Below are 26,057 nucleotides of genomic sequence, written 5' to 3'. Positions count from 1 at the left end.
GGCCGTCGCTTCACGCTCATGAGGGGAAGAGATGGACCGCTGCGTCGACAACGACCACATCCGAACCGCGCCCGACCCGCCGCGCCCGGCCACGCTGCACTTCGAACACGTGATCCGGGACGGTGTGGTCGCGGTGCGCGCGTCCGGCGCCGTGGACTCCGTGACCGCTGTGACGCTCGACCGATGCCTGCGGATCGCACGTGAGGCGGCGGCGTCGGTGGTGCTGGACCTGACCGAGGTCCGCTACCTCGACCGGGCGGGGCTGGAGGTGCTGGTGGAGCACCACTTCGGCTGTGCCGCGCGGGGCGCGCTCCTGCGCATCGTGGCCTCCGACCCGTCGGTGCTGCACACCCTCCGGGTCAGCGGCCTGCACCGCCTGCTCCACGTGCACCGGAACCTGTCCGCCGCGCTGGCCGGCGTTTTCCCGGTGCGACCGGCCACCCCGGAGCCGGTTCGGCTGGCGATCACCCGCCGGCTCCCGGTCACAGAGGACAACGACCCGGCGGCACGCAGGCCGCGCGTACCCGGGCGTCGACACTGAGGAGCCGGCGGAACCGGCCCGCGCGAAACCGCATGTCCGCCCACGTCAGCGCTCACGTCGGCACGGCGCGCACGAAGGCGGCGTGGCTGATGCGGTGGAGGTCGTCCCGACCACGCTGAGCAACCGCAGGCCGGCCGCCCTTCCTCCGCCACCACCGACGCCGGTGGCCGTATCGGCCCGATTCCGCCGCTCCGATCGGGGTAGCCCCGCGGTACCCGCTCCCTACACCGGAGGACCGAGATGCAACCGTACTTGTTCGCCCCCTGGGTCTGGCGCGACCCGACGTGGCTGTCCGCCGGTGACGCCGGCTTCGACCGCGTGCGGGACAGCGCGGGTGCCGGCGAACGTCCCGACACGGGTCTGATCGGCTACCACGTCGAGGCGACCGACGGCGGTATCGGCAAGGTCGACGAGGACAACGCCGAGGTTCCCGCCGACTGCCTGATGGTCGACACCGGCCCGTGGATCTTCGGCCGCAAGGTCGTGCTGCCCGTGGGCACGGTGCGACGGGTGGACCACGAGGAGCGCAAGGTCTACGTCGACCGGACCAAGGACCAGATCAAAGACGCCCCCGAGTACGACCCGGACGACACCGACCGCGACGCCCACCGGCAACGCACCGGCGACTACTACACCGAGAGCTACCGGGCGGTTCCGCCGATGCTGTGACCCGCGCGGGGTAGGACCTGGTCGAGCAGTACCGGTGCCACCGCGGCCCCAGCGCGGGAGATCGCCCACCACGACGGCGGACACCCGACACCGCCGCTTGGTTTTCGCGCGCTTGGCGGGGGTAGTCCGACCCCGCCGGATGTCTCCGCCGAGGTTCGAGGAGTGGTGGTGTCCCGTGTTCCGCAGTGCTGCCCGACGTCGGTGCGCCCGGTCGCGTCGATGCTCGGTCCGGCCTCGCAGGCGTGTCCCGTCGCCGGTCGATCCACCCCGCCGCCCGCCACCGGCCCCTGCGGCGTAACCGGCCCACCGCGGCCGTGCCGCGCGTACCCACAGCGGCCGTGCCGCGCGCACCCACCGCCCGGGCGGTCCACCCCGGTGGTCCGTGGACGTGCGGGGGTTACCCGACCGCCTGGCCGCGCCCCGACACCTCCATCGATCGACTCGTGGGCCGTTGAGAACCACCACCAACCGGGACGACCATGAATGACGAGGCACATCGACCAGAACAGCGCGCTGCGGACCAGCAGCGCAGCGCGGCGCTCGCGGTGAAGCACGCCGGCCTGTCGCCTGACGACCTGTGGGTCAGGTACTTCGCGTTGGGCGGCGGCACAAATCCCGCGACCGTTGACGACTACGTACACGGACGGGGCGCACTACCAGCGCTGGAACGCGATGTCCTCGCGCTCGCGGTGAACGAGCGGCTGGACGAGCTGACGTCGTCTTACCGCGCCACCTACAGCCGTCCGTCCTCGGCGGCCCGGCCCCGGCCCGGCCTGTTCGCGGCGCTGGTGAAGCTGCTCGAAGGCGCGCAGTCGGCGGCGCCCGACCGGCTGCCGGCCGTCGCCGAGGCGGCCGGGCGGGTGCTGGGCGTGGGGCTCACCCTCTACCTGGTCGACTCCGGCCGGCGCCGACTCCACGCCGTGGCCGCGGGTGGGCGTCGCCGCGCCTCGCTGGACGTGGACCGGACGGTGGCCGGTCGCGCGTTCCGGGAGGTCCGGGCACTGCCGGGGGACGACCCGGAGTCCCGCGCGCTGTGGGTGCCGCTGGTGGACGGGGCGGAGCGGCTGGGTGTCCTCGAAGTCGAGGTCGAGCACGTGGACGACCTCGAAGACCCGGAACTGCACTCGCACTGCCGTTGGTTCTCGGCGTTGCTGGGCCACCTGGTGAGCCTGCTGTCGCAGTACGGCGACGTGATCGACCGGGGTCGCGTGCAGGTCCGCCGCTCGGTCGACGCCGAGCTGATCCGGTCGCTGCTGCCGCCGTCGACCGCCGGGGTGGACGGGCTCGTCGTGGCCGCGGCGCTGGAACCCCGCGACGACGTCACCAGCGACGTCTTCGACTACACCCTGTCGGAGTCCACCGCCACCGTGATCGTGCTCGACGCCGCGAGCCAGGACGGGTGCGCCGGTCCGGTCGCCGCGGCCGCGGTGGCGGCGTACCGCAGCGCCCGGCACGCCGGGTTCGGGCTGTACGACCAGGCCAAGCTGATCGACGAGACGATCAGCGGCCGGTTCGGCGGCTCCGCGTGCGCCACCGCCGTCCTCGCCGAGTTCGACCTCGTGACCGGCCGCCTGCGCTACCTCAACGCCGGGCACCCGCTGCCGCTGGTGGTGTGCCCCGGGAAGGCCGTCGACACCCTCGACGGCGGCCGGTGCCGCCCGCTCGGCCTCGGGCTCGGCCTCGGCGAGGTGCGGATCGGGGAGCGGGCGTTGGCACCCGAGGACTGGGTCGTGCTCTACACCGACGGGGTGACCACGGCTCGTGACGCGGCGGAGGTGCCGTTCGGCGAAGAGCGCTTGGCGGACTTCCTGAGCCGCGAGGTGACCGGCGCGCACCCGGTGCCGGAAACCGTCCGCCGGCTCGTCAACGCGGTCCGCGACCACCAGCACGGGGCGTTGCGGGACGACGTGACGGTGTTGCTCGCCCGGCGGACCGACCCGGCGCGGACCACTCCCTGGAACGGCGGCGCTCGGTAGGCGGTGGCGCTCGGTGCTACGGCACCTGGTTCCCGGGGCGGGCGAGGATCGCGTCCGGATCGGTGACGATGAGCGCCGCCAAGTCACGGACCTTGTGGTTCGTGCGCTGCGACACCTCGGTCATCCAGCGGAACGCGTCCGGCGCGGTGAAGCCCAGCCGGGCCATGACGATCCCCTTGGCGGTGGCGATGATGTCCCGGGTCTCCAGCGCCGTCACGAGTTGACGGGCCTGGGCGTGGGCGTGGCTCCAGTGCGCGGCGGTGAGGATGATCGCCGACATCGCGGAGGTGAACACGGCGACCAACGCGGTCCGCACCGGGTCGAACGCGTCGGCCTGGCTGCTCCAGACGTTCAACGCCCCGGACAGCCGCCGCGCCTCGGCGTGCCGGTGCTGCGCCGCGCCGTCGTCGGGCAGGAACAGCGGGCACGACAACGCCGTGCGGATGCCCAGCTCCACCGCCGTCTCGGCCAACTGCGGCCACCGGCCGGCCTCCGCGTCGAGCCTGGTGCGGATCACGGTCTGCTCGCGCGCCGCCCGCAGGCACGGGCCGTCCTCGACGGAGTACTGCGCCTTGTCCAGCAGCAGCGCCGACTCCGAGGTGCAGGTGACGGTGCCCGGGACGCCGTGGTCGTACAGCGTCACGCTCACCTCGTCCGCCCCTTCGACCAGGTGGGTGACTCTGCTCGCGACCCGGCCCAGCAGCACGCCCACCGGTTCGTCGGGGTGCAGCGACAGGGTGAACTCGATCACCGCCGCGGCGGTCTCGCGCACTTCGTCCATCGCCACTGTCCACCGCTCTCCTCGGTCGTTCGCCCGGATACCGCATACGAAGCTGTCCGACGGACCCGAGAACCAGACCCAGTACAGGTAGCCACGCTGAGTGTCCCGCGAAACATTTGGGCGGGCGGGGAAGCGCCGGAACCGGGCCTGCCGGGGGGCCGTGGATCGGATGAACTCCGAGCAGGGAGTGAGCGTCCGGCTCAGCGGTTAACCCTTTCGTGAGTCGTGCACGCGGCGTTTGTGGCCGGTGACGGCACGATGGATGTGGGTTCCGGTGTCAGACGCCGTGGGCGGTCGGGTCGGTGCGTGTTCCCGGATGCGTTCTCAGCTCGACCGGACGCCCACAGCGCACGATGAGGCGCATCACGATGATGACCACCGTTTCGGGTGAAATCGACACCGCGTCGGTGGTGTCGTCCACACGCAACTGCTCCACCCCTCGACAAGCGGTCGGCCACGGTGCCGCCGGGCTGGTGGTCGACCGGCTTGCCCGCCGCCGCATGGGGGCGAGGACTCACCGCGCCGATCAAGACTTTGCACGCCGTGCTGTAGCGCAGCGGCGATGCTCGCGGCCTCGGCACCGTGCGCACCGTGACCCCGTGGGGCATCGGTCCCGTGTCCCGACAAGTCCGCGCGGTGCGCCCTGTTCGACGAACCGCTCCGGGCCGCGCCGATCGGGCGCGGCTGCTCGCGGACCGCTGGACAGCCCGCAAGCCACCACTGCCGCACCTGGCCCGCCTGCGCGTTCGCCGCCGCCGTCGCCGCTGGTCGGCCAAGCAGGACGCCTACCGCGCCCTCACCCGGGCCAAGGCCGACCACCTCGCCCATGGCGACCCCTCCCGCCCGAGCTGCGACTGCGCCGTTGTGCGGCACGGAACCGGTGAAGCGACCGCTACGGGCCGGTGTGGAGGTACGGCGCCCATACCAGCGGGTCGGTGGGCCACCGCGCCCGTAACGCGGCGACGGCTTGGTGCAGCGCGTCAGCGGCGTCCGAGGTGGTGGTGAGGGCGGAGTAGACCGCGTCGGCGACCCTCGGGGCCACGTGGTCGTAGACCGACCACAGGGTGGCGATGACGTGCCGGTAGCCCAGAAGCTGCATCGCCGCGGCCAGGTGCACGGCCTCGTCGGCCATCCTGGGGCTGCCGCTGGCCGTCTGGCAGGCGGACAGGAACGCCAGTTCACGTCGACCCGGGTTGTGGTGGATCAGGTCGGCGATGCTGAGCGGGCCGTCGGCGAGCCAGAACGCGCTCGTGACGGGGTCGCTGAAGTGCTGGCTGCCGTGGCAGGAGAAGTGCGCCCAGGCGTGCCTCGGCAACTCGGCCAGGACCCGGGCCTTGGTCGGTGTTCCCGAGGACTTGCCGTCGGTCCGGTTCTCCAGGCGGGTGGTGATCGGGTGGCGGGCGTGGACGCGGTCCAGTTCCTCGGACACGGCGGGCAGGTCGGTCGCGCCGGGAGTGGTGGGCATGCCGACGGCCAGCAGCGTCGGCCTGCCCGCCGGAGCCGGTGCGCTCGCGGCGCGCGACAACGCGGTCAGCGTGGGGGTGTACGACGAGATCACCCGGTCCGGCACGGTGCCGCCGGCGGCGTCGGTCCGGCGACGGGGGTGGTGGCCGGCTGCGTGCAGCGGCAGCAGGGCCAGCGGACCGGTAGGGCACCACCAGATCCGCGGCCACGCACCGGCCGGCGGTGCGGTGTGGCCGAGCCTGGTCAGCACCGGCTCCGCGATGGTGTCCCACAGCCACGCCAGGACGTCCAGGACCGTGTGTCGGTCCTGGTCCCGTTCGGCGACCGTGCGGTTCGGGTCGGCGGCGTGGCCCAGGGCGCCCAGCAGGGCGTTGGTCCACGTCACCGCCGCCGCGCGGGTCAGCGAGGTCAGCTCGACCACGTCGACACCGGTGGCGGAGACCAGCAGCGCGTCGCAACCGTGGCGGCTGAGGTTCACGATGACCACCGTGCCGGTACCGGCCGCGGCCCGGAGCTGAGCGAACGACGTGGGTCGGAGGAACCGCTCGAACCCGGCGATGGTGCGGATCCGGCCGATGAGGTCGTCCCACTCGCGGGCGGCGCGCATCCGCTCCTCCGCGACGCGGTTCTGCTCGGCGCGCGGGTCCTCGTCATCGCCGGACGGGCTCACCGCCGGCAGCGGCGCGTCCAACAGCGTCCGGGTCCGCTCGAAGCGCTCGGCCAGCGCGGGTTCGCGTTCGGCCAGCTCGGTGAGGTCGGTGCGCAGGTCGAACAGCTGCGCCCACAACACCGACCGGCCGGCGTCGAGCAGCTCCACCGCCTCCTCGGGACGACCGGCTCGGACCGCGCACGCCGCGCCGTCCGCGGCCAGGCCGCTCCAGCGCGCGACCCGGTCCTCCTGGGTGGCGCGGGAAAGGCCGTGCGAGGCGAACCGCGGCAGCAGCCGCACCGCCGCCGCGTACCCGGCCGCGGCCGCGTCGACCCGGCCGGTCTCGAACGCCAGCTCGCCCCACATCCCGGCGGCGGCCATCCGGTCCGGGAGCGCGCCCGACTCGACGCCGTGCGCCTCCTGCAACGCCGCGCTCGCCTGGTCCAGGTCGCCCGGTCGGCCGGTGCGCCTGAACCGGTCGCGGAGCGTCGTGCCGAGGACGATCAGCGCCTTCGCGCGGCCCGGGTGTTCGCCGGGGAGGCCGGCCGCCGCCTCGCCGGCGGTGGTGATCGCCTCGTCCAGGTCCGCGAGTTCGCCGGTCCGCTCGAACCGGATGCCCAGCAGGACCGCGAGCTGCACCAGAGCGGTGCGGTCGGGCTCGCCGGGCGCCGTCGCGGCGACCGCGTCACGTGCGGCCGACAGCGCCTCGTCCAGATCGCCCGCCTCGGCGGTGCGCTGGTACCGGGCCTGCAACGCGGTGCTGAGGTTGTTGAGGTGGGCGGGGAGCAGCGGGTGGTCGTGCGGCGTGCCCGCGATCGCCCGCCGGACCGAGCTGATGGCCTCGTCCAGCTCGGCCGGTGCGCCGGTGACGCGGTACCGGTCGACCAACGCCGTGCCGAGGTTGGCCAGGAAGACTTTGTGGTGCCTGTCGTCGGGCCGGGTGGCGGCGATCACGTCGCGGTCCAGCGCGATGCTGTCGTCCAGGTCCGCCAGGCGCTCGGTGTGCCGGTAGCGGGTGTGCAGCACGGAACCCAGGTTGGACAGGCGCCGGCGGTACCAGGCGTGCTCGGGTGCGGTGCCGGCGACCGCCTGGCGGCCGGCGACGACGGCCTCGTCCAGGTCGGATTCCTGGAGGGTGCGCTGGAACCGGCTGTGCAGGGCGACGCCGAGCATGTCCTGGACACCGGGGTGGTCCGGGTGGGTGGCCGACGTGGCCTGTGCCGCTTCGCGCAGGACGAGGACGCTCTGGTCGAGGTCGGCCGCCGCCCCGGTGCGTCGGAACCGGGTCATCAACGCGGTCCCGAGCCCGGCCCGGTGCAGCGCGAAGTCCGGGTGACCGGCCGGCGTGGCGACCACGGCCTGACGATGTGCGGCAACGCCGTCGTCCAGGTCGGTCGGGTCGCCCGTGTGGTCGAACCGGGCGAGCAACGCCATGCCGTACTGCGCGTGGAACCTCGCGAACTCCGCGTCCTCCGGGGTGGCCGCGGCCGTCGAAGCGCGGGTTGCGGCGACCGCACCCTCCAGATCGGACAGTCGGCTCGCCACCTCGAACCGGGCCAGCAGCGTGCGGCCGAGGTTGTGCCGCATCCCGGCGTAGTTCGAGTCGTCGGGTCCGGTGCCGGCGCACACCTCCGTGAACGCGGTGATCGAGTCCGTCAGCGCGGCCTCGTCATCGGTGGTGACGAACAGTTCGTGCAGCGCCAGACCGAGTGTGCTCACGCACGCGGCGCGGTCGGGGTGGTCGGGCCCGGCTCCCGCCGAGGCGGCGCGTCCGGTCGTGACGGCCTCGTCGAGGTCGTCCCGCCGCCCGGTGTGCTCGAACCGGACGCGGAGCGTCGCCGACAGGGTGGCCAGGTAGCCGGGATGGCGGATCGCGTCGGGGGAAGTCCCGGCCACCGCCTCGCGACCGGCGGTGACGGCGTCGTCCAGGTCGCCGAGCCGGCCGGTGCGCTCGAAGCGCTCGCGGAGCGCGAGACCGAGCTGGAAGAGCAGCGCGGGTCGTTCGGCCGCCCCCGGCGACAGGGCGGCCAGCGCCGCGCGTGACCTGTCGATGACCGCGTCGAGATCGGCCGCCTGGTGGGCGAGGTGTCGCCGGGCGTTGAGCAACCGGACGACGGCGAGCAGGCGCTCGGCCCGCGCCGGGTCCCCGGGCGAGGTGCTGTCGGCGGCCTCGGTGAAGGCGGCGAGCGCCGCGTCCAGATCGGCCGGCTCGCTCGACCGGGTGAACCGCTCTTCGATGACGCAGCCCAGCGTGAACAGGCGGCCGGGTCGGTGCGGTTGGCCGGGCGGCGTCGCGGCCACCGCGTCCCGAGCGGCGGCGACGGCGTGATCCAGGGCCGCCGGCGTGGCTTCCGGGTCGCCGGTGTCGACCGGTTCGGCGTCCTCGTGCTCGACCGAGTACGGGCTCAGGATTGCTTCGGTCCGCCGGACCGGATCGATGGTGACGGTGATCCCGGACGAGTCGACGGTGTTCCGCGCCGCGCAGCCCGGACAGCGGACCACCGTGTCGTTCCGGTACCGCACAGCGTCGTGCCACGAATGGCCACACCGGCCGCACGCGACCCGCACGATGAAGTTGTCGCCATCACCTCGGCCGGCCATTCGCAGGCCGAAGAAGTTGGTGATGGACTCGATGTGTCCGACGCAGTCCGCCGACCTCGTGTCGGCCTGCCAGGGCAGCAGGTTCTCCAGGTACAGCCCCTCCACATCCGTGCCCCAGTTCCCCTGCGGGGTCTCGACCACGATGTAGAACAAGCCGCGCTCGACCTTCTTGGTCAACAAGAACGCCTTCGCGACCTCGGCGTCGGCGGCGCGGTAGACCTCGTAGACAGCGCCGTTCTGATTCGTCTCGGTGACAACGAACTCGGGTTGATCATGCTCCGGCGTCGGCTCGCGTTTCCACCAGCTCACTGGGCCTCCCCGTGCTGTCGAAGCCCGACCTTACTGGGGGTCACCGCACGGTCACGCCGGTTCCGTGAACCTGGCGGGTCATCGCTGGTGGGGACGCTCGTCGCGTGGCGCGGTCCGTCCAGGGGTCCGTCCGGCGGTCGCTCAGCGGGTGCCGGCCACCGCGGTCCAGAGCTGGTCGCGGTCGTCGTCGCACGGGGTGAGCTCGACGCGGGAGAAGGCGCGCAGCGCGGTCAGGCACGCGTTGGCGTGGCCGACGTTCTCCAGGGCGAACGAGCCGTCCGGCTGGGTGCGTTTCGCCCAGCTCTGGGTCTGGGTGCCGATGCAGCTGAGCATCCGGACGTCCTGCGGCTCGTAGCCGGTCAGGCAGTCGACGGCCGGCTTGACCAGCACCGTGACGTACGGGTCGGTGTCCGAGGGGAAGATCCGCCACTGCTGGCCGGTCTCACCGCTTCCGGGGCGGAGCGTCACCAGGCCGCCCTCGCCTGCCGTGAGCACCAAGGCGGGCCTGCCCGCACTCCTGATCTGGACGTAGTCGAACGGGTCGCCGCCCGCCGCGTGCGCGGCCGGCGTGAGCAGGAGCAGGGCGGCCACGGAGAGCAGAAGTCGGCGCATGAGTCCATTGACCCACGTCGGGCCGCCACGGACGGGCGTCATCGCTGCGCCCAGCGGTGAAGCCGTGGTCACGCGCGGTCAGCGACACCGGCCGGCGACACCGGCCGGCGTCCGGGTCCACCGCAATTCCCGACCGGTAGGCCGCAGTCTCGCGCATTCCTTCCCGATCACCCCGTTACTGGCGTCGGCCCCATGAGCGACTACGACGTGACGGCCGAATCCGCGGCACCCCCGTCGGCGGTGTGGGCCCTGCTGCTGGATCCGCGGAGCCGGCCGACGTGGACACCGATCGACTCGCTGGAGCCCGGCCAGTCCGACGGCCTCTCGTCCGACGGGCGGGACGGGATCGGGGCGACCCGGTCGCCGCGGAGCTGCGCGAGTCCTTCCCGGACCACCTCCGAGGCTTCATGCAGGAGATGGCGGACGGACTCGCGGCGCAGGCGGAGCTCAAGGCGCGGGAGGCGGGCGAATCGCCGTCGCGGTGACGCTCCGCGCGGCGGCGATCACTGACGGCGGCCGTCCCGAGGCACCGACCGGCCTGGTGCTTTCGTAGACCCGAACACCCGGTGCTTCCCAGGTTGTCCTCCACCCGTCGCACATATGAGGTGGTGGCACGACCAGAGGGGTGCTCATGAGAAAAGTTGTGGTAGCCGTGTCCGCAGTCGCCTTGGTGGCGACGCTCCCAGCCCCGGCGCAGGCGCAAGCCCGGGAGCAGGACCAACGAACCCCGTTGCACGCCCAGCGCCTCACCTGGGCGCCGTGCGACGACATCCCCGAACCCACCCTGGAGTGCAGCACGTACACAGCGCCGCAGGACTGGCGCAGCCCCGGCGACGGCAAGACGATCACCATCGCCATCAGCCGCCTCAAGGCCAAGCCCGGCAACGCCAGGGGCAGCGTGGTGACCAACCCGGGAGGCCCCGGCGCACCGGGCCGGACCCTGCCGCTGCACTTCCAGAGCAGGTCGCGGCTCGTCGACAACGTCGAGATCATCGGCGTCGACCCGCGCGGCACCGGCGCCAGCACCAACCTCACCTGCGCGAACGCCGACTCCCTGACGGTGACCGACCCCCGCGACCGGAGCCGGGCGAACGTCGAGCTGATCTACGACGCGGCGGAGCGGCACGCCGCCGCCTGCCAGCGCCACTCGGGCGAGTTCGGCAAGGTCGTGAACACCGAGCAGACGGTCAAGGACTACGACCTGCTGCGCCACCTGCTCGGCCGCGACAAGATCAGCTGGATCGGCTACTCGGGCGGGACCTGGACGGGCGCCTACTACGCGACCTACTTCCCGCACCGCGTGGACAAGTTCGTGTTCGACTCGAACACCGACTTCACCACCACGTTCCAGAACTCGTCGGCCGAGTTCGGTCCGGGCTTCGAACGCCGCTTCCGGGTCGACTTCCTGCCGTGGGTGGCGAAGTACCACAGCCGCTACGGCCTGGGCACCACGGCGGAACAGGTCCGCCAGAAGTACGAGGAAACCAGGGCGCGACTGGCGAAGGCCCCGGTCCAGCGCCCCGACGGCACCGTCTACAACGGCGTCATGCTCGACCTGCTGCTGATCCAGGGGCTGTACAGCAAGACCAACTTCCCTTACACGGCGCAGACGTTCTCCGAACTCGCCCAGCCCACCACCGGGGTTACCACCGCGGCCGCGCCCGAGGTCCGCTACCCCGACGCCGCCGGCGCCACGGCGTTCGCCGTCTCGTGCAACGACACGAAGTTCCACGGAGGCCGTGACTACCTGGCACGGGAAGCGGAACGCCTCGGCAAGCAGTACCCCTTGGCGGGCTGGTACCAGACGACGGCCCCGTGCGCGTTCTGGAAGCGCCCGCCCCTCCAGTTGAAGGCCCCCACCGGCAAGGGCGTGCCACCGGTCCTGATGGTGCAGTCGGCCCGTGACCCCGCGACGCCCTTGGAGGGGGCGCAACGAGCCCACCGGAAGTTCGCGAACTCCCGGCTGCTGACCGTGACGGACGAGGGCGACCACGGCGTCTACGCCTTCGGCAATGCGTGCGTGGACAACGTGGTCGAATCCTTCATCGTGGACGGGAAGATCCCCGAGAAAGACTCGACCTGTCCCGGAATGCCCCTGCCCGACCCGTCCGCTCAAGTCCAGCCGAAATCCCCACTGGTCGCCACCCGCTTCTAGTGGCGGGGTCACCGGGGTTCAGCCGGTAATCAGTCTGCGGGCTGATCGGCCGGCGGTCGCGTCCACCGCGATCACCCGCCCGGCGACGGGCGGGTGATCACGTCCACGAGTCCGGGCCGCACTGGAAAGATCACACCGGGCCGCTCGCCTGAACAGCGCAACCGAGACGCCTTCCGTGCACCACGAAACGGACACCCCACCTGTCCGGGTGAAAATTTCACCCGCCCCATCGGGTTGACAGGACCGGAAGATTCACAGAATGCGCGGTTCGACCGGGACGTCGGCCAATGTGGCGGTCTCGACACCCCTCTCCCGGGGGAATGCGGTTCCAGCGCGAATCCCCTAACCTCGGAAGTGACTGCCGAAGACCGGTAAGGGCGCAGTTCGACAAGCCCGGCGGACATCCGGTCCTTGATCACTTTTTCGGACCAGTTCCGCAAACCCGGCAGGCACCGCCGATCGCCACGATCCGACGAGGAGAACCGACTGTGACCGCCACCGCCACTTCCATTCTCAGTCGCAAGCTGCAGCACATGTTCCGGCTCCTCGACAACGACCAGGACGGCTACGTCACCGCGCAGGACATATCGGCCCGCGCCGATGCCCTGGCCGCCCCCTTCGGCGCGCACCCGGAAAAGGCGCAGGCGCTCAAGGACTCCATGCACCACATCTGGGACACCTACTTGCAACAGGTGGACGAGGACGGCGACGGCAGGCTGACCGCGGCCGATTACGAACGCGGCATCCGGGCCGCCATCGACGGCGACAACGCCGGGTTCGTCGACTCGCTGCACCGGAGCGCCGCCGCCTGGTACGCCCTGTTCGAAGCCGACCGCGACGGACACCTCAACTTCGACGAGTACGCCACGCTGGCCCGGGGCATGGGCGGGGCCGCTGCCGAGGGTCGGGAGCAGGCGTTCCGCCGGCTCGACCACGACGCCGACGGCAGCCTGCGCGCCGAGGAGGTCCGCAAGGCCGTGGTCGAGTTCTGGACGGGCGAGGACCCCGACGCGAACGGCAACTGGCTCTACGGCCCGCTGTAGGCCGCGGTCGGGAACGGTCGAGGACGAGTTCCACCAGGACTGACGTCGCGCGAACCAGGCGGCCAGGGAACTGCTCGGCGGTCGGACTCGCCCGCCCGTGGACCCCGAGGCCGACGCCGACGCGCCGACCCGTCGCCGTGACGTGTGCGACGGGTCGGCCTCTGTCGCCATCATCGGCACCAGAACCGCTTTGGCCTCCACTTCAGAGGGGCCTCCCCGCCATGTCGGAAAATTGTGGGAAATGGCGTGGTGCGGACTTATCGGGCGGATTCACCGCCGAGGCACCAATCGCGAGCGGCGGCCTGGCGCGGTCGGTCGCGACCTCCGCGGCGCTGACGATTGCACTCCTGACCTGGCCGGCTGTACGGGAATGGATGGGTGTCATGGACAACGGGCGGAACGGCAGGCTGAACTGCGAGCACCACTCGGTTTGTGTCCGGGAGCACGGTTTCGGGCAGGTGTTCTCCGGTCCGGTAAGTCCGGCGACGGCCGGCTCTGCCGATTGCACAGCACTCCAGGTCGACTGCTGGACCCTCAGTTCCCTCCAGGCGAAAATCCTGGAGGGTGTCGCGGCCGGCTTCTCCAGCGGGCGACTGTCGAGGGAACTGTACTTCAGTGCGAAGACCATCGACTACCACGTCCGCGTGATGTCCGACAAGCTGCTGGTGCCGAACCGCGTGTCGCTGGTGTCGAAGGCGTTCGTCCTCGAACTCCTGCGCACGGATTCGTGGCCGCCGCGGGTGGCGTGGGAAACCGTGAATTGACCGGCGTTGTCGGCCTCCGAGCCCTGGAGAACTCACCGTGTCAGATCTGGATGAACTGTCGAGTCCACCGCAAGCGGTGCTGGACCCGCCGGACGAGGTGGGACTCGTCGGCCAGTACTACGACGACAAAACGGCCAGGCTCGTCCGCAAGTACGGGCCTGGCCCGAAAATCCATTACCACGTCGGCTACTACCCGTCTGCGGAAAGGCCGCTGCGCGCCCACGACGCGACGCCTGATGCCATCCGCCGCAGCATACGGTGTCATCAGGAAGGTCTGCTGCGGTACGCGGCCGAGGTCTGGGACGCCGGGCACCGGCTGTCGGGGAAGGTCCTGGACGTCGGCTGCGGCCTGGGCGGCGGCTCGATCTTCTGGGCCCAGGAGTACGGCGCCGACGTGACGGCGGTCACCAACGCGCCGGAACACGCGCCGATAGTCGACGGGTTCGCGCGGGAGTGCGGTCTGGGCCGGCAGGTCCGAACGCTGGTCTGCGATGCGATGCAGCTCCCCGTGTCCGGCCCCTACGACGCGGCGGTGGCCATCGAGAGCAGCGGGTACTTCCACCGCGCCCGGTGGTTCGAGCGGCTGGCGCGCGTGCTCAGGCCGGGCGGGAACGTGTGCGTCGAGGAGGTGTTCCTCACCCGCCCGCACGGTGCCGACGTGTGGGCCGAGTACTTCTACACCAGACCGGCCACGGTGCTCGACTACGCGCAAGCCGCGCGCTCCGCCGGGTTCGAACTGGTCGATGAAGTCGACGCCACGTCGGAGACCCTGCCGTTCTGGGAGGAGAGCACCGCCTGGACGAAGGCGGTGCTGGACAGCGACAGCAGCCTTTCGGCGGTGGACCGCAGGCAGTTGCGGATCTCCCTGATGGCGAACCAGGCGCTGGGGGCCGAGTGGCGGGCCGGGGGCTTGCGGCTGGGTTTCCTGCGCTTCGAGCTGAGGTGAGCGACGGCGCCCGGCGTGGTCCCCGCCGGGCGCCGGCGCGGCCGGCCGCCGATGTCCCGCCACCGTCCCGACGATACGGAGTTCTTCATGACGCTCAGCCAGTCTCCCGCTCCCGGCGACGTCGCCGAGGTGTACGACGGGATCGGTCGGATCTACGGTTCCGCGTGGGGCCCCAACATCCACTACGGCTACTGGGAGGACGACGCCGACGACAGCTCCGTCGAGGTGGCCACCGACCGGCTGACCGACCTGATGATCTCCGGTCTCGCCGCGCGGGCCGGCGAGCGGGTCCTCGACGTCGGGTGCGGCATCGGCCACCCCGCGCTGCGGCTCGTGCGCGCCTGCGACGTGGACGTGGTGGGCATCTCCGTCAGCCACGCCCAGGTGGCGCGGGCCACCGCACTCGCGGCCGCGGCCGGGCTCGCCCACCGCGCCACCTTCCAGTTCACCGACGCGATGGACCTGCCCTTCCCGGCCGGCTCGTTCGACGGGGCCTGGGCGTTCGAGTCGATGTGGCACATGCCCGACCGCGGCCAGGTGCTCGGCGAGATCTCCCGCGTCCTGCGCCCCGGCGGCCGCCTCGCCGTCGCCGACGTCATCGAGCGCGGTCCGGTCAGCCCGGCGGGACGCGCGCTGCTGGACCACATCTGCCAGAACTACGCGGTGCGCTCCTTGGGCACCGTGGACGAGTACCGGAAGGCGTTGGCCGCCAACGGTTTTGTCGACGTGGAGATCCGTGACATCAGCGACAACTGCTCCCGCACCCTCGCGCTCATGGCCGACGCCGTGGACACCGTCCGCGACAAGCTGGCCGATCTGGTCGGCGAGGCGCAGGCCGCCTCGCTCATCGACTTCATGCGCTTGTCCGCGGTCACCCCGGAGAGCGGCTACCTGTTCCTGACCGCGGTCCGCGCCTGACCGCAGGCGCCGAGCCGTCGCTACCGGGCCGTCGCTGCCGGGCCGTCGCTACTGCCGCACCCGCAACTCGGTCAACGCCCGGAGTGGGAACACCGGCCGGTGCCGTGGCGGCGGCCCCGGCGCCAGGGTCAGGCCCGGCATCCTGGTGGCGACGGCCCGCACCGCGATCTCCAGTTCCGCGCGGGCGAACCCGGCTCCGAGGCAGAAGTGGATGCCGTGCCCGAACGCGAGGTGCGTGGCAGACCGGGTGCCTGGGCTGAACGCGGCCGGGCAGGCGTGGGCGCGACTGTCCCGGCCGGCCGCGCCGTACAACAGCAGCAGCCGGCTCCCGGCAGCGAGGTGGACGTCGCCGACCACGACGTCACGGATCGCGGTCCGGTACATGCCCGCCAGTGGGCTGTCGACCCGCAACCCCTCTTCCACGAGGTCCCGCGTCGCGATCGTCCCGTCGACGACCTCGGCCCAGCCGCCGGGTGACCGGAGCTGCTGGAAGAGGATCGTGCCGAGCGCCTCGGCGCAGGTCATGTGTCCCGCGAAGATCAGTGTGGGTACTTGGACGGCAACCTCGTCGGCGGTCAGCGTCTGGCCCGCCCTGCCCTCGTGGAGCAGTTCGCTGATCAGGTCATCGCGCGGTGCGGTCAGCCGCTCCCGCACGAGTGAACGGGCGAACGCCCCGAAGTCCATCAGCCCGCGGGCGCAGTCGCGCAGCAGGTCGGGATCGCCGTCGCGTTGCAGCATCATGAGTTCGATGCGTTGTTCGGACCACGTGCGGCAGCGGTCGAGGTACTCGTTCGGCACGCCGAGGCGTCGGCAGATCACCTCCAGGGCGTACGGCACGGCGAACGCCGAGATGAAGTCGAACTCCGCCGTCACCGCGGCACGTTCGACCAGGTCGGTCGCGATCGCGCGGATCGTGGGTTCGAACGCCCTGACCCTGGCCGGCGTGAACCCGGCGTTGAGCACTTCCCTGATCCGGGTGTGCTCGGGCGGGTCGAGCGAGCCGACGGCCACCGCGCCGGCACCGCGCCAGGTGCGGAACATCCGGCTCACGTCCTCGGGCAGCGGGACCGTGGGACGGGGGTTGTGGTCGCGCGCCGAGAAGCTCCGGTCGTCCCGCAGCACGGCGATCAGGTCCTCGCGCCGGGTGACGCACCACGCGCCCAGCAACGGGGCGTAGAACACCGGCTCCGCGTCTCCGATGCCGGCCAGGAACGAGTACGGGTCGTCGCGATGTGCGCCATACGGGTCGAACGGCCTGCCTTCACGCAATTGCCCGGGATCGGCCGATACCGCCATTTCGCCTCTCCAGCTCTCGGTGCGGCCTGCCGGCCGTCAATCCGCAGAATAGTCCGATCGAGGCTTTGCGCCGGTTTCTTTGGGGTTTTTCCCAAAGTCGGACCTGGTCACGCGGCGGCGTTGACACCTCCGGACGGGTCGCTCACGATAATAGCCGGGACTTCCGCTCGAATTCCCCGGTGGCACCAGGGATTCGACTGCTCGGCGGTCCGAATTTCGATTCCGGCGGAGGTCGTCAGTGATTACCCCGGCTCAACTGCCTTTCGCGCAGGCCGACGTGCTGCAACTCGCGCCGGGGCTGCGCGCGCTCCAAGCCCGGGGCGCGGTCCACCGGGTTCGCACCCCCGGCGGTGACGAGGCGTGGCTGGTCACCGGTCACGCCCGGGTGCGGCAGCTGCTCGACGACGACCGGCTCAGCCGCACGAACCCCGATCCGGAGGCCGCGGCGAAGGACAGCGGGTCGGCGCTGCTCGCCGGCCTGCTGGGCGGCTTCGCCACCGACCACGCCCGGCTGCGCGCGTTGCTGGAGCCGCACTTCGCACCCGAGCGGATGGCGGCGCTGCGGACCTGCGTCGACAAGCTGGCCGGGCAGCTCCTGGACGAACTGGCCGGGCGGAAGTCACCGGTGGACCTGCGCCGGGCGTTGGCGCTGCCGCTGCCGATCCAGGTGATGTGCGAGTGGCTGGGCGTGCCGCAGGAGGACAAGGACCGGTTCGGCGGCTGGACCCGGGACGCCGCCACCATCGGGGACCCGGTCAGGTCCAAGCAGGGCGTGGGCGCGTTGTTGGGCTATTGCCGGCAGCTCATCGCCGGCAAGCGGCGGGATCCGGCCGATGACGTAATCTCCCGGATCTGCGCGACCGAGAAGATCGAGGACGACGAAATCCTCGGGTTGACGGCGTTGTTGCTGTTCGGCGGTTATGAGACCACGGTGGCCCGGATCGGCACCTGCGTCCTGCTGCTGTTGGCCGACCCCGAGCAGTGGCAGGCGTTGCTGGACGACCCGACCCTTGTTCCCGGCGCCGTCGAGGAAACCCTGCGGCTGTCGATGCCGAACCCGCACAACGGCGGCATGCCCCGCCACGCGGTGACGGACTTCGAGATCGACGGCGTCACCATCCGGGCCGGCGACTTCGTGCTGCTGAACATCATCGCGGCCAACCACGACGAGACGGCCTTCGCCGACCCCGGCGGGGTCGACGTCACGCGCGACACCGCCGGCAGCCTCGCGTTCGGGTACGGCGCGCACCACTGCGTTGGCGCGGCGCTGGCGCGGATGCAGCTGCAAGTGGTGCTGACCCAGCTCCTCGCGCGATTCCCCACCCTGCGCCTGGCTGTCGGCGTGGACGAGTTGGAGCTGCGCCACGACACGTTGATCGGCGGGTTGGTCCGACTTCCGGTGACCTGGTGATGGGATCCTGATGCTGCACAAGATATCCGCGGGCATGGTCACGAGAAGTCCGGGTCCCGTCCGCGCCTACCTCCTGCTGATGCGACTGGACAGGCCCACGGGATACGTGCTGTACCTGCTTCCGGGGCTGTGGGCCGTCGTCCTCGCCGCCGGGCAGCGACCGGACCTGCTGACGGTGGTGGTCGTCGCTGTCGCCGCGGTGCTGGTGCGCGGCGCGGCCTGCTCGGTCAACGACGTCGTGGACCGGGACGTCGACGCCCGAGTCGCCCGCACCGCGTCGCGCCCCGTCCCGTCGGGGGCGGTGGGCATCGGGAACGCACTCCTGTTCGCCGCCGCCCAGGGCGTGGCCGCGCTGCTGGTCCTGGCGGTGGCGAACGTGGAGGCAGCCCTGGTCGCCGCGGCCTCGTACCCGTTGATCGTCGCGTACCCCTTCATGAAGCGCATCTTCTTCTGGCCCTCGGCGTTCCTGGCGTTGGTGATGAGCATCTACGTGCTGATCGGCTGGACGGCGGTGACCGGGAGCGTCGACTACCCTCCCGCGGTGTACGGCCTGTACGCCGCCGGGGCGTTCTGGACGTTGGTCCACGACGCGATCTACTCCCACCAGGACAAGGAGTACGACCGGAAGATCGGCGTCAGGTCTTCGGCACTGCTGTTCGGCAAAGCCACCAAGGCGTGGCTGGTGGTCTTCGTCGTGCTCAGCGTCGGCGGCGTGCTGTGGGCCGGTTCCCGGACGCCGGTGGGGTGGGGCTTCTTCCTGATCGCCGTGTTGGCCGGGTTCTTCCTGGCCTACCTGGTCGTGCGCGTGGACCTGGACGATCCAAGGTCGTGCTGGGACGCCTTCGTCGCCAACACCTGCTTCGGGTGGATCATCCTCGCCGCCGTGGTCGCCGGGCAGTTCACATGACGGACGAGCAGCGTGTGACCGAGTCGATGTGGCAGGGGAGTGCCGTTGACCTGGACGCCTACCTGAAGCGCGTGAACTACGAAGGCGACGTGGCCGCGAACCTGTCCACGTTGCGGGGCCTGCACACCGCCCACGTCGACGCGATCCCCTTCGACAACCTGGACGCACTGCTCGGCCGCACGGCGGTGCCGCTGGACCTGGGCAGCGTTCAGGAGAAGATCGTGCGGCAAGGCCGCGGTGGCTGGTGCCTGGAACAGGTCGTGCTGATGGCGGCTGTTCTGGACCGCATCGGGTTCACCTTCACGGCGTTCGCCGCCAGGACGCGGATCCGCACCGGGAACAAGTTCGGACCGGCCCTGCACGTGGCCCTGTGCGTGCAGCTGGACGGCGAACGTTGGCTCCACGACGTGAGTTTCGGTGCCTACGGACCGCACGAGCCGATCCAGCTCGCAGACAACGCGCGGTTGGACGGCGACTGGTCGTTCGACCTCGTGCGAGAGCCGACCGGTGAACGGGTACTGCGGTTCCTGCGGCCGGAGGGGCCGGCGGAGCTGTACGGCTTCACCACGGACGTGCGCTACCCGTCGGACTTCGAGCTGCTCAACCACTTCTGCCTCACGCACCCGCGTTCGCCGTTCAACCACCGGATGGTTCTCCAGCGCACGCAGCCCAAGGTGCGGCACGTCCTCGTCGGCACCGTGCTCACCGAAATCCGGCCGGGGGAGCCGGCGACGGTCCGCGAGCTGGACGAGGCCGAGGCGCTGTCCGCTCCCGAGGAGATCTTCGGGATCACCCTGGAGTCACGCGACCTCCAGGCTCTCGGCAAGACCCTGGCCGACCCATGACGCGCACCTTGCTGGTGGACAACTACGACTCGTACACCTTCAACCTGTACCAGCTGATCGCCGGGATCAACGGCCAGGAGCCGATCGTGGTCGTGAACGACGACCCCATGCTGTCCGGCCCGCTGCCGGCGGACGTGGACAACATCGTCGTCTCACCGGGTGCCGGCCGCCCGCAGCACGCCCGGGACATCGGCCTCGTCGGCGATCTGCTGCGCCGCACCACGTTGCCGGTGCTGGGGGTCTGCCTCGGGCACCAGGCGATCGCGCACCTGGCCGGCGCGTCGGTGGTCACCGCGCCCGAACCGAGGCACGGCTACCCGGCCAAGGTCTCCCACAACGGCGACCCGCTGTTCGCCGGCGTCCCGCGCGAGTTCGTCGCGGTCCGCTACCACTCGCTGTGCGTCGAGGAGCCGCTGCCCCACGCGCTCATCGCCACGGCGTGGGCGGACGACGGTGTGCTCATGGCGCTGCGCCACCGCGATCGGCCGCAGTGGGGCGTGCAGTTCCACCCCGAGTCGGTCGCTTCCCAGTGCGGCGGCGAGATCCTGCGGAACTTCGCCGAACTGACCCGCCGGGCGCGGCGCGGACGGCGGCCGTCCATCACCCTCAGCGGGACCACAGCCCGCGACGACACCCCTGGTGCGGTCGCGGAACTGGGCGTCGTGAGCGGGGTCGTGCGGACCGACGCCGACGCCGAGGCCATCTTCCTGGAGCTGTTCGCCGACAAACCGCACTGCTTCTGGTTGGACAGCAGCCGGGTGGAGGAAAATCTTTCCCGGTTCTCGTTCCTCGGTGACACGTCGGGACCGCTCAGCGAGGTCCTGACCTGCCGCACCGGCAGCGGGGTGGTGGAGGTGCGCGACGCCGACGGCGTCCGCCTCGTCCCCGGCGGCATGTTCGACGTCCTGGAGCAGCGGCTGCGCGACCGGCGCACCCCCGACACCGACCTGCCGTTCGACCTGACCGGTGGCTACGTCGGCTACTTCGGCTACGAGCTCAAGGCCGAGTGCCGCGGCGCGGCCCGCCACACCGCCGAAACACCGGACGCCGCTTGGATGTTCGCCGATCGGGTCATCGCGGTAGACCACCAGGAAGGGCTGACCTACCTGGTGGCTGTTCACGACGAGAAGACCGCCCGCGACGCGCGGGAGTGGGTGGACCGGACGGCCGCGGACCTGACGGGCCTGCACCCGGCCGACAGCGAGCCGGTCGTCCCGGCCGACCTGCCCCCGGACGTCGAGGAACACCTGGTCCGCGACCGGAACCAGTACCTGGCGGACGTCGCGGAGTGCCGGCGGCAGCTGAATTCGGGCGAGAGCTACGAGATCTGCCTGACCGACGCGCTGCACCTGCCGTTCCACGACGACGACACCTCCTTCTACCGGAGGCTGCGCCGGGTGAACCCGGCACCGTACGCCGCGCTGGTGCGCCTCGGCGACGTCACGGTCTTCTGCTCGTCGCCGGAGCGCTTCCTGCGCATCGAGCGGGACCGCACGGTCACCAGCAAGCCGATCAAGGGCACCGCTGCCCGCGACGCCGACCCCGTGCGCGACGCCGAGATCGCCGCCACGCTCGCGTCGAGCGCCAAGACGCAGGCCGAGAACCTGATGATCGTCGACCTGCTGCGCAACGACCTGGGTCGGGTGTGCCAGGTGGGCAGCATCGAGGTCGACCCGTACCTGGCCGTCGAGAGCTACCAGACCGTGCACCAGTTGGTCTCCACCGTCCACGGCCGGCTCAAGGACGGGATCAGCGCGATGGACTGCGTTCGGCAGTGCTTCCCCGGCGGCTCGATGACCGGAGCGCCGAAGCTGCGCACCATGGAGATCATCGACGGCCTGGAAACGGAGGCCAGGGGCGTGTACTCCGGCGCCCTCGGCTACTTCGGCCTCTCCGGCGGCACCGACCTGAACATCGTGATCCGCACCGCTGTCCGCGTCGGTGACCGGTTGACCATCGGTGCCGGCGGGGCGATCGTGCTCGACTCCGACGCGCAGGAGGAGTACGAGGAGATGCTGCTCAAGGCGGCGGCGACCCTCCGCGCCTGGCGCGCGCCCGAGGTGTCGGACGGCCCTCCGCGATGAGCCACAACGGTTCCCGTGCTGAACACCTGAAGGAGGTATCCGATGCCCGGCACCGCCGCACGTGAAGAGTACGAGCGCGACCTGCTGGTCCAGCTGACCCGTCGCTGGGGTCACCGGGTGGCCGTGAAGAAGGACGAACTCGACCTGGACGGGCACTTCGACCCGGCGCTGCCGGACTTCCCCGAACACCTCGTGCCGGTCCTCGGCCTGCCGGGCGCGGACCGGCTCGACCGGGACGCCCGCGAGCGCATCCTCTCCGCCGCGTGGATCGCCTACAACGCCAAGACCGCGGCCATCGAGGACGAGATCATCCTGCCGGCCTGCCGGTTGATGCTGCGGGAGCGGATCCCCGTCCGGCGCGACGAGGTGGCGGTCGACGCGCTGCACCAGACGATCATCGACGAGCACTACCACATCCTGATGTGTCACAACGCCGTCGGCGTCACCCGCCGCCGGCGCGCCCTGGCGGGGGTGCGGTTCGCACCGGACGTCTGGGCGGTGGTCCGGGGACGCGCCGCCGTCCGGGCCGGGCTGTCCGGGTTCGACCGCGACATCGTGGACATCGCGTTCTCGCTGGCCGCCGAGACGACGATCAGCGGGTTCCTCTCCGCGCTCGCCACGGCCCAGGAGATCCAGCCGATGAACCGGATCACCACCGACCTGCACCGGCGGGACGAGAGCGGCCACGCGGTGGTGTTCCGCGAGTTGTGCGGCTCGCTCTACCGGAGCCTGGACAGCGCCGGGCAGCAGGTGTTCCGCGAAGCGCTCGTCAGTGGTCTGACCGCGTTCCGCTCCGCCGACCTGGAGCCGTGGGTGATCGTCGCGGCCCAAGGCGGTTTCGAGATCGGGGTCGACCAGTTGGACGAGTGGGCCGCGTCCCGCCCGCCACCCCGGCGGGACACCGCTCCGTTGCAGTTGCTGCTCGACGACCTGGGTATCGGCCCCGACCTCGTCCGGCCGGGCACGTGAGCATCAACCCGCGTTCGTGTTGGTGTACAGGGTGCCCTCCGACCAGATGTAACGGGTCCCGCCCCACCGGGCCGCCGACTCGACGTCGGGGAAGAAGCCGCGACCCGCCAGGTTCGCGCTGGTGTTGCACAGCACCGGGATTCCGCTGATCTCCGCGTAGGCGGCGAGGATGCGCGCTGTGGCGGTGTCCTGGGTGGACTCGATGGTCTGGAGCCGCGCGGTGCCGTCCAGGTGGACGACCGCCGGGACGCGTTCGGCCCAGCCGGGCCGCATGCGGTGTTCGAAGATCATGTAGGGGTCCGGGGTGCCGGGGTCGAAGACCTGCGGCGCGCGGTCCGCCAGGCAGATGGGCGCGACGGGCCGGTACTGGGCCCGGTTCTTCATGTGGTTGAGCCGCTCCTTCATCCGGGCGCTGGTCGCGGGCGCGAGGATGCTGCGGTTGCCCAGCGCGCGCGGGCCCAGTTCCGCCCGGCCGGACAGGACGACCACCGGTTCGTCTTCGGCGTGCAGGAGGGCGGCCAGCCGGCGCTCGTCGCAGGGTTGTGCGCGCCACCCGTCGGGGACGGTGCCGGTGGGGAGCCGAGGTCCGCTGTAGACGTTCCACTCCAGCGCCGTCCGGCCGCGCCGGAACATCTCGCAGGCCGCTGTTCCGATCGCCGCCCCCGCGTCGTTGGGGAAGGGCGGGACGAAGACCTCGCCGAAGACCCCACTGGCACGGATCGCGGTGTTCCACTTGATGTTCAGCGCGCAACCGCCGCCGAGCACCAGGTTGCCGCCGTCCGGGAAGCGGCCCCGCACCGCCGAGACGAGCCGCCGGAGCAGGTGGTGGCCGAGGTAGGCCTGATAGGTGGCGATGAGGTCGGCGTTGGACAGGCCCGGCATCAGCTCGTCCCGGTTCGCGGCGACCTTGTCCCCCAGAACACCCACCCGGTCCACGGGGATGTCGCGGTACTCGGCCAGGAGGTCGTCGAAGACGGCGAAGGCGCCGGTCTCGACCCGGCCGGTGGCGGCGTAGGCCATGGCCTTCCCCGCGACGGAGAGGTGGTGGCGGATGGCCCGGTCCGACGCCATGTCGTCGGTCTCGCGCAGGTACGGTTCGAACCGCGCGCAGAACGCCGCGAAACTGCCTCCGAAGACGGGCATGAGGTCTCCGACGAAGGTCACCTCACGGGTCACGGCCCGCACCCGGTAGAGGCGCGGCGTGATGATTCCGTCCCAGACCAGGACGAACGCGTCTTCGCCCCGGGCGGCGAACGGGCTTGAGCAGTACGTGCCGATGAGGTGGTTGGCGACGTGGGTGTAGCCGGCGTAGTCGCCGAAACCGTGGCCGCTGAACGTGTGGCGTTGCAGCGGACCGCCGTCGCCAGGGCTCTCGACGTACGGTGCGACTCGGAGCCGCACCGGCAGGCCGCCGGAGGTCACGGCGACGGCGTGCCGGCCCGCAGCGTCTTTCGTGTACCAGCCGTCGACCACGAACTGGTCGATGTCGGCGGGCGACAGGCCCTCGGCGGCGAGGATCTCGGTCACCCGGTCCAAGTCGCCGAGGGAGCTGTAACGCCCGCCGTTCGCCAATTTCTCGATCTCATGGCTGAACAGCAGGCGACCGTCCTCGATGACGGCCACCCCGGCGTCGTGTGATGCCTTGATCCCGCATATGCGCATCGGTCAGCCACACCTTTCCGGCCGTACAGCATTCTGGAGGGCATCTCGGCGCACGCCGAAACGGGTTGGTGGCGTGCTGCTCCGAAAAGCGGGCTAGCGGTGGGCTAGTCGTACCGGCAGTGAGTCGAGCCCCCGGATGATCGTGCTGTTGCGCCACCGCAAGTCCTCGGGGTCGACGGCGAGCGTCATGGCGGGGAACGCGTCGAGCAGGGCGCCGAACGCCGTCTGCGCCTCCACCCTGGCCAGCGGCGCCCCGAGGCAGTGGTGGACGCCGTGCCCGAAGGCCAGGTGGCCGGCGGCGGGCCGGCGGACGTCCAGCGCGTGCGGATCACCGAAGCGCAGCGGGTCCCGGTTGGCGGCGGCGATCGCCGGCAGCACGAAGTCGCCGGCCGGGATCTCGACGTCACCGATGCTCAGGGACTCGGTGGCACAGCGGAAGGTGGCGTGCTTCAGCGGGCTCTCCAGCCGCAGGAACTCCTCGACCGCGCCCGGCAGCAGGCGACGGTCCGCGCGCAGCGCCTCCCACTGGTCCCGGTTGCGCATCAGGTGCAGCGTGCCGTTGCCCAGGGCGTTGAGGGTGGTCTCGAAACCCGCGATGAACAGCAGGTAGGCCGTCGAGACCAGTTCGGTGCCGGTCAGCCGGTCGTCCACGTCGTGCGCCGAGATCAACGCGGTGAGCACGTCGTCGGTGGCCGCGCGGCGTTTGCGCCCGATCAGGTCGCCGAGGTACTCGGCCACGGCGGTCGCGGCGGCGGCGGCCGCTTCGGGGGAGTCGCCGGAGACCAGCGCCTGGGACCAGGACTTGAAGTTCTCCTGTTCCTCGACCGGTACGCCCAGCAGCAGGCAGATCACCCGGATCGGCAGCGGGAACGCGAAGGCGTCCAGCAGGTCCACCGTGTCGTGGTCGGCGAGGGCGTCGACCAGCCCATCGGTGATCTCCTCGATCCCCGGCCGGAGCGCTTCGACGGCGCGGCCGGTGAAAGCCTTGCTCACGAGCTTGCGCAGCCTGGTGTGGTCCGGCGGGTCGGTGTGCATCATGTGGCTGGCCAGGGCCGAGGAGAAACCGCCCCGCTGGGCGCGGTCCGGCCCTTTCCGCGCGAACAGCCCGTGGATCCTGTTCAGGTCGGTGCTCAGCCGGGGATCGGCCAGTGCGGAGCGCACCGCCTCGTACCCGGTGATGAGCCAGACCTCCAGTCCGCCGCACAGGGGGACTCCCGGGGGCATCATCACGCGGTGCACCGAGCCCTCGGTGCCGAGCTTCGCGTACACCGGGTAAGGGTCCTGCACGAACTCGTCATCGAGTACCAGCGGGGCGGAACCGTGGTCCATGGGCGCTTCCTCCTCATAGGATCAATATCAAGGACGACCGGTCGCCGCAATGATGGTTATCAAAAACCCCAAGCGTGGTCCGAAGTGCTTTCCTGGCAAGCGCAGAGACACTTACCGTGAGGATCG

Annotated in this window: 20 protein-coding genes; 13 read left to right on the top strand and 7 right to left on the bottom strand. The window is 71.2% G+C overall.

Translation table 11 applies throughout. From position 1 onward, the window contains the following. Nucleotides 1-31: 31 nt before the first annotated feature. From BN6_RS42370 to BN6_RS24395, 3 genes are all read left to right on the top strand, one after another. Nucleotides 32-541, top strand: coding sequence for an STAS domain-containing protein (locus BN6_RS42370; protein ID WP_015102425.1), 510 nt, complete (start codon nucleotides 32-34; stop codon nucleotides 539-541). A gap of 240 nt (nucleotides 542-781) precedes the next feature. After that, on the top strand, nucleotides 782-1,210 hold the full coding sequence (locus tag BN6_RS24400) for a hypothetical protein (protein ID WP_015102424.1): 429 nt from the start codon (nucleotides 782-784) through the stop codon (nucleotides 1,208-1,210). Nucleotides 1,211-1,689: 479 nt separating this feature from the next. After that, nucleotides 1,690-3,186, top strand: coding sequence for a PP2C family protein-serine/threonine phosphatase (locus tag BN6_RS24395; protein WP_015102423.1), 1,497 nt, complete (start codon nucleotides 1,690-1,692; stop codon nucleotides 3,184-3,186). A gap of 16 nt (nucleotides 3,187-3,202) precedes the next feature. Here the strand turns inward: BN6_RS24395 and BN6_RS24390 are convergent, their stop codons facing one another. The 4 genes from BN6_RS24390 to BN6_RS24380 all read right to left on the bottom strand — a co-directional run bounded on the left by BN6_RS24390 (nucleotide 3,203) and on the right by BN6_RS24380 (nucleotide 9,602). After that, nucleotides 3,203-3,967: a GAF and ANTAR domain-containing protein gene (locus tag BN6_RS24390; RefSeq protein WP_041313875.1), complete on the bottom strand. Its 765-nt coding sequence runs from the start codon at nucleotides 3,965-3,967 to the stop codon at nucleotides 3,203-3,205. 277 nt (nucleotides 3,968-4,244) lie between these two features. After that, entirely contained in the window at nucleotides 4,245-4,388 is a 144-nt protein-coding gene (locus tag BN6_RS46875) for a hypothetical protein (RefSeq protein ID WP_158509423.1), read from the bottom strand. Nucleotides 4,389-4,859: 471 nt separating this feature from the next. Next, nucleotides 4,860-8,990: a CHAT domain-containing protein gene (locus tag BN6_RS24385; RefSeq protein ID WP_015102421.1), complete on the bottom strand. Its 4,131-nt coding sequence runs from the start codon at nucleotides 8,988-8,990 to the stop codon at nucleotides 4,860-4,862. Nucleotides 8,991-9,131: 141 nt separating this feature from the next. After that, nucleotides 9,132-9,602, bottom strand: coding sequence for a hypothetical protein (locus tag BN6_RS24380; protein WP_015102420.1), 471 nt, complete (start codon nucleotides 9,600-9,602; stop codon nucleotides 9,132-9,134). A 631-nt stretch (nucleotides 9,603-10,233) separates the two neighbouring features. Here BN6_RS24380 and BN6_RS24370 point away from each other — a divergent pair. From BN6_RS24370 to BN6_RS24350, 5 genes are all read left to right on the top strand, one after another. Further along, nucleotides 10,234-11,757 carry an alpha/beta hydrolase gene (locus BN6_RS24370; protein WP_015102418.1) on the top strand — a complete coding sequence of 508 codons (1,524 nt, stop codon included), beginning with the start codon at nucleotides 10,234-10,236 and terminating at the stop codon, nucleotides 11,755-11,757. A 287-nt stretch (nucleotides 11,758-12,044) separates the two neighbouring features. After that, nucleotides 12,045-12,800, top strand: a complete 756-nt coding sequence (locus BN6_RS42365; RefSeq protein ID WP_015102417.1) for an EF-hand domain-containing protein — start codon at nucleotides 12,045-12,047, stop codon at nucleotides 12,798-12,800. A 383-nt stretch (nucleotides 12,801-13,183) separates the two neighbouring features. Beyond that, nucleotides 13,184-13,564 carry a LuxR C-terminal-related transcriptional regulator gene (locus BN6_RS44085; protein ID WP_084672923.1) on the top strand — a complete coding sequence of 127 codons (381 nt, stop codon included), beginning with the start codon at nucleotides 13,184-13,186 and terminating at the stop codon, nucleotides 13,562-13,564. 37 nt (nucleotides 13,565-13,601) lie between these two features. Then, nucleotides 13,602-14,510, top strand: a complete 909-nt coding sequence (locus BN6_RS24355; protein WP_015102415.1) for an SAM-dependent methyltransferase — start codon at nucleotides 13,602-13,604, stop codon at nucleotides 14,508-14,510. Between the two features lie 87 nt (nucleotides 14,511-14,597). Continuing rightward, a complete protein-coding gene (locus tag BN6_RS24350) occupies nucleotides 14,598-15,428 on the top strand; it encodes a methyltransferase domain-containing protein (protein WP_015102414.1) in 831 nt (276 codons plus the stop codon). Between the two features lie 48 nt (nucleotides 15,429-15,476). On the opposite strand, the gene BN6_RS24345 is transcribed toward BN6_RS24350, so the two are convergent. After that, nucleotides 15,477-16,697: a cytochrome P450 gene (locus BN6_RS24345; RefSeq protein ID WP_197540181.1), complete on the bottom strand. Its 1,221-nt coding sequence runs from the start codon at nucleotides 16,695-16,697 to the stop codon at nucleotides 15,477-15,479. Between the two features lie 265 nt (nucleotides 16,698-16,962). Between BN6_RS24345 and BN6_RS24340 the strand changes: the two genes are divergently transcribed. The 5 genes from BN6_RS24340 to BN6_RS24320 all read left to right on the top strand — a co-directional run bounded on the left by BN6_RS24340 (nucleotide 16,963) and on the right by BN6_RS24320 (nucleotide 22,940). Further along, nucleotides 16,963-18,135 carry a cytochrome P450 gene (locus BN6_RS24340; protein ID WP_015102412.1) on the top strand — a complete coding sequence of 391 codons (1,173 nt, stop codon included), beginning with the start codon at nucleotides 16,963-16,965 and terminating at the stop codon, nucleotides 18,133-18,135. A gap of 79 nt (nucleotides 18,136-18,214) precedes the next feature. Continuing rightward, nucleotides 18,215-19,042 (top strand): UbiA family prenyltransferase, encoded by an 828-nt coding sequence (locus BN6_RS24335; RefSeq protein ID WP_231904738.1) that lies wholly within the window; start codon nucleotides 18,215-18,217, stop codon nucleotides 19,040-19,042. After that, entirely contained in the window at nucleotides 19,039-19,887 is an 849-nt protein-coding gene (locus tag BN6_RS24330; protein ID WP_197540180.1) for an arylamine N-acetyltransferase family protein, read from the top strand. The genes BN6_RS24335 and BN6_RS24330 overlap by 4 nt, the downstream gene beginning before the upstream one ends. After that, nucleotides 19,884-21,971, top strand: a complete 2,088-nt coding sequence (gene pabB / locus BN6_RS24325; protein WP_015102409.1) for an aminodeoxychorismate synthase component I — start codon at nucleotides 19,884-19,886, stop codon at nucleotides 21,969-21,971. The genes BN6_RS24330 and pabB overlap by 4 nt, the downstream gene beginning before the upstream one ends. A 42-nt stretch (nucleotides 21,972-22,013) precedes the next feature. Next, nucleotides 22,014-22,940 carry an AurF N-oxygenase family protein gene (locus BN6_RS24320; RefSeq protein WP_015102408.1) on the top strand — a complete coding sequence of 309 codons (927 nt, stop codon included), beginning with the start codon at nucleotides 22,014-22,016 and terminating at the stop codon, nucleotides 22,938-22,940. A 3-nt stretch (nucleotides 22,941-22,943) separates the two neighbouring features. Here the strand turns inward: BN6_RS24320 and BN6_RS24315 are convergent, their stop codons facing one another. Both BN6_RS24315 and BN6_RS24310 read right to left on the bottom strand, forming a co-directional pair. Further along, nucleotides 22,944-24,602, bottom strand: coding sequence for a carbamoyltransferase N-terminal domain-containing protein (locus tag BN6_RS24315; RefSeq protein WP_015102407.1), 1,659 nt, complete (start codon nucleotides 24,600-24,602; stop codon nucleotides 22,944-22,946). Between the two features lie 93 nt (nucleotides 24,603-24,695). Continuing rightward, nucleotides 24,696-25,931 carry a cytochrome P450 family protein gene (locus tag BN6_RS24310; RefSeq protein ID WP_015102406.1) on the bottom strand — a complete coding sequence of 412 codons (1,236 nt, stop codon included), beginning with the start codon at nucleotides 25,929-25,931 and terminating at the stop codon, nucleotides 24,696-24,698. Nucleotides 25,932-26,057 lie beyond the last annotated feature (126 nt).

The organism is Saccharothrix espanaensis DSM 44229, assembly GCF_000328705.1.
GTDB classification, from domain to species: domain Bacteria; phylum Actinomycetota; class Actinomycetes; order Mycobacteriales; family Pseudonocardiaceae; genus Actinosynnema; species Actinosynnema espanaense.
This window is presented reverse-complemented; position numbering and strand designations above follow the sequence as displayed.